The sequence below is a fragment of the Bacteroidales bacterium genome (assembly GCA_018334875.1).
Classification (GTDB): domain Bacteria; phylum Bacteroidota; class Bacteroidia; order Bacteroidales; family UBA12077; genus JAGXLC01.
Window position 1 is genome coordinate 1 of record JAGXLC010000398.1, and the last position, 3,756, is coordinate 3,756.

The 3,756-nt window shown below is 40.9% G+C and carries 4 protein-coding genes; 2 read left to right on the forward strand and 2 right to left on the reverse strand.

Annotated features, from left to right (window positions below; genetic code table 11):
- The first annotated feature begins 968 nt into the window (after positions 1-968).
- Together ruvX and def are read left to right on the forward strand one after the other, a co-directional pair.
- Entirely contained in the window at positions 969-1,385 is a 417-nt protein-coding gene (ruvX, locus tag KGY70_18740; GenBank protein MBS3777240.1) for a Holliday junction resolvase RuvX, read from the forward strand.
- A 4-nt stretch (positions 1,386-1,389) separates the two neighbouring features.
- On the forward strand, positions 1,390-1,944 hold the full coding sequence (gene def / locus KGY70_18745; GenBank protein ID MBS3777241.1) for a peptide deformylase: 555 nt from the start codon (positions 1,390-1,392) through the stop codon (positions 1,942-1,944).
- Positions 1,945-1,981: 37 nt separating this feature from the next.
- Here def and KGY70_18750 read toward each other — a convergent pair whose 3' ends face one another.
- Both KGY70_18750 and KGY70_18755 read right to left on the reverse strand, forming a co-directional pair.
- The gene (locus KGY70_18750; protein MBS3777242.1) at positions 1,982-2,779 is read right to left on the reverse strand and encodes a hypothetical protein; all 798 of its coding nucleotides are present in this window, start codon (positions 2,777-2,779) and stop codon (positions 1,982-1,984) included.
- A gap of 1 nt (position 2,780) precedes the next feature.
- The coding region (locus KGY70_18755) for a Nif3-like dinuclear metal center hexameric protein (protein MBS3777243.1) at positions 2,781-3,756 on the reverse strand (976 nt) is incomplete at its 5' end.

Consider the following 3,756-nt stretch of genomic DNA (forward strand, 5'->3'; position numbering starts at 1 on the left):
TGATCAGTAATTTATACTCTTGTTAGCTTTAATTTTACTAAACGAAATTCAAGGTCAATACACTAGCTTCGGAGGGCAGGCCTGCCTTCGCTAGCTTCGGTTGCTTACGCTAAAGCTTCAGCGACAGGGGGTGGAGCAAATTTAGGGAAAATGGATTATTGTTTTTACCCAAAAAACGCCCTAAAGGACGTTTTTGGGATGGGTGGGCGAATAGCCCATTAACAACCACCCACGTGAACGTGGGTGCTAATCTCATCAATTATTGTTACTAAACCTGTATCATATAAGCCTTTCTTTAGGGCGATCTTAAAAGTTATTTGGTTAATATTCTTGAACCACAGAGTTATCTGTAATTTAATTGGCTTTTTAATCGGTGGAAAAGGAAAGCCTTCAGAGAAAGCACATAGCGATCGCAATGACCGGATAATTATTGTCTGGTTAAAACTCCGTTAGGGGTTGAATAGTGTAACCCCGGGCAGCGCCCGGGGAGTAGGCACCAGAACTTAAAGCGCTCCAACTGTCGCCCTATCAAAAGGACCTGTTTGGGCATGGAGCGCAAGCAATAAACCGATATAAAAATCCACATAAGGAATTCTGTAGCTATAGGGACAGCCCAATCCGGTTATATTGAAAACCTTATTGACTTTTGGCTTAACCTATCAGGGGCCTGCTCTTTCGCTGCCATCACCAACCCGTCCGACCGGTGCAGCACAATGCATATCCCAATCAATGAGTTCTTTTATTAAGAATTAATCTAAATTAATAACCAATGAAAGTTAATTTTCATTAATTTTGCATTTGATGGGTTCGGTTTAAAAAGCTAATTTTTATGCACACAGCGCTTAGCGGCTACTATAACTGCTTGTCAATCAATATAATAATTTTGACACCTTTAGCTGAGAGAGCCGCTTAGCGCCTTTTTAGACTAGACTCATTTGATATTGTACTAATAAATAAACAAAGCGCTTGTGGGGAGAATACTGGCCATAGATTACGGGAAAAAAAGAGCCGGGTTGGCAGTAACCGATCCGATGAAAATGATTGCCAATGCATTGGATACTGTTCATCCCAATGAGTTGTTGGATTATTTGGCCGGCTATATGGATAAAGAATCTGTGGATACCATTGTTGTAGGTTATCCCAAACAAATGAACAATCAAGAGTCAGAGAGTGTACAATATATCAGACCCTTTTTAAAGAAATTAAAAAAACAATTTCCAAATGTGACTGTAGAACTGGAAGATGAAAGGTTTACCTCCGGCATGGCTAAGGAAGCAATGCTACAGGGCGGAATGAAAAAGAAACAAAGGCAAAATAAAGCAAATGTTGATAAAATAAGCGCAACCATTATTCTACAGTCATTCTTGGAACGAAAAACTACTTAAAGTCATGATATTACCAGTATATATATATGGTTCACCTGTACTAAGAAAGACTGCAAGAGAAGTCGGAAAGGATGAGAAAGGGCTTGATCAGTTTATTCAGGATCTCTGGGATACCATGTATCATTCGGATGGTATCGGACTGGCAGCCCCGCAGGTAGGAAAATCCATCCGGATTTTCGTGGTGGACGGTACTCCGCTTGAAAAGGATGATCCGGAGCTTAAAGACTTTAAGATGACATTCATCAACCCGGAAATCATCGACAGATTTGGCGACGATAAAACCTACGAGGAAGGCTGTCTAAGCATCCCGGAGATACGGGAAGAGATTGTACGTCCTGAAAAAATCAGAATCCGCTGGTATGATGCCGATTTCAATCCGCATGAAGATGAATTTGGCGGCATAGGTGCCAGGATCATCCAGCACGAATACGATCACCTGCAAGGCATTCTATTCACTGACAAAGTGGCACCCCTGAAAAAACGCATGCTCAAGGGTAAGCTGAATGCCATTGCAAAAGGTAAGTTTGACGTTAAATATAAAGTAAAAGTGCCCAAGTAAAAATTGAGCTTCGATGAAGCTCAATTTTTATTTTGGTCTATTCCGCTTTTCTTGGTTTTACTTTGGTTGTAATCTCTTCTGCCAGTTCGGGATCAACGAGTATTCTTCCACAATATTCACACACAATGACCTTCTTCCTGGAACGAATATCCAACTGCCTCTGCGGAGGAATTTTATTGAAGCATCCACCGCAGGCATCCCTTTCTACCGTTACCACGGCCAGCCCGTTTCTGGCATTCTCCCGGATTTTCTTATAGGCATTCAGCAACCGGGGCTCAATAATCTCTCTGATCTTCTCTGAACGGGCATTCAACTCTTCTTCCTCTTTTTGAGTCTCGGAGATAATAGAATCCAGCTCCTCTTTCTTGTTTTTCAAATCTTTCTGTCTTTCTTCCAATTCTTTCCTGGATTCTTCAATGTCCTGATTCCTTTGTTGTATCTTTTCGTTATTTTCCCGGATATGCTTTTCCCGTAATTCTATTTCCAAACTCTGAAATTCAATCTCTTTGGAAAGGGCCTCATATTCCCGGTTGTTTCGAACATTATTCTGCTGTTTCTTATACTTTTCTATTAACTGCTTGGATTCTTCTATTTCGTTTTTCTTCTTACTATTGCTGTTTTCAAGCTCCTTGACTTCATTCTCATAATTCTTTATCCGCGTTTCCAAACCGGCAATTTCATCTTCCAGATCCTGTACCTCCAAAGGAAGTTCTCCCCTTAGCCTCTGGATATTATCAATGGATGAATCCACAGTTTGAAGTTCAAAAAGTGCTTTGAGCTTATCTTCTACAGAATATTCAGTTGTTTGAGATTTTTGCTTCTTTACGGCTGCCATATTAATAATAGTTTATGGGATTAGTATTGACTTCTGATAAATGGGTCGCAAAATTATGAAAATTTTTTGTTAATAAATCATAAAAGAATTCCTTACTCATTTGTTCGCTTTCAAAATGCCCAATATCGGCAATCAATATTTTTTCATCTGCCTCAAAAAAGTCATGATATTTAAAATCAGCAGAAATAAACACATCGGCCTTTTGAGATAGGGCATCATTCAGTAAGAAATTACCGCTTCCTCCTGCAATAGCAACCCGGGAAACGAATGATTCAAGGAGTTTGGTATGCCTGATGCATTCAGTATTTAACTGTGTCTTGATCCAATCCAGAAATTGCTTTTCCGGCATTTCCTCGTTGAGCGTTCCGATTACACCCGCCCCGTTATCCTTATCCTCATTTTTTAAAGGATAAAGGTCATAAACAACCTCCTCATAGGGATGGGCTTTATTCATGGCTTCAATAACCTGCGCCGTTTTACGGGAGGGGAAGAAAGTAGCCACCCGGGTTTCTTCTTCAAAATGCATCTCGCCTTTTTTACCGGAGTAAGGATCAGAGCCTTCTCCCGGCCTGAATGTTCCCTGACCATGAAGGTTGTAGCTACACTGATCATAATCTCCGATAACTCCTGCTCCTGCTTCGAATACCGCTCTCCTTACCTGATCGGCATGATCATGGGGTACAAAAAATACCAGCTTTACAAGATCATTCTGCCGGGGCCTGAGTATTTGCTGGTTCTTTAATCCCAACCTGTCCGCCATCATAAAATTAAAACCGTTCTTCAGGTTATCCAGATTGGTATGGGCGGCATATATCGCTACATCATTTTTAAGGGCTTTGATTACACACCGTTCCACATGGTCTTTTCCGGTAAGGCTCTTCAAACCTGAAAATATCAAAGGATGGTGGGCAAGAATGAAATTGGCTCCTTTATCCATTGCTTCATCGATCACTTCTTCAGTAACATCCACAGTCACC

Coding starts and splice junctions, on each gene's coding strand:
- def (MBS3777241.1), top strand. CDS start 1,390: ATGATATTACCAGTATATATATATGGTTCACCTGTACTAAGAAAGACT.
- KGY70_18750 (MBS3777242.1), bottom strand. CDS start 2,779: ATGGCAGCCGTAAAGAAGCAAAAATCTCAAACAACTGAATATTCTGTA.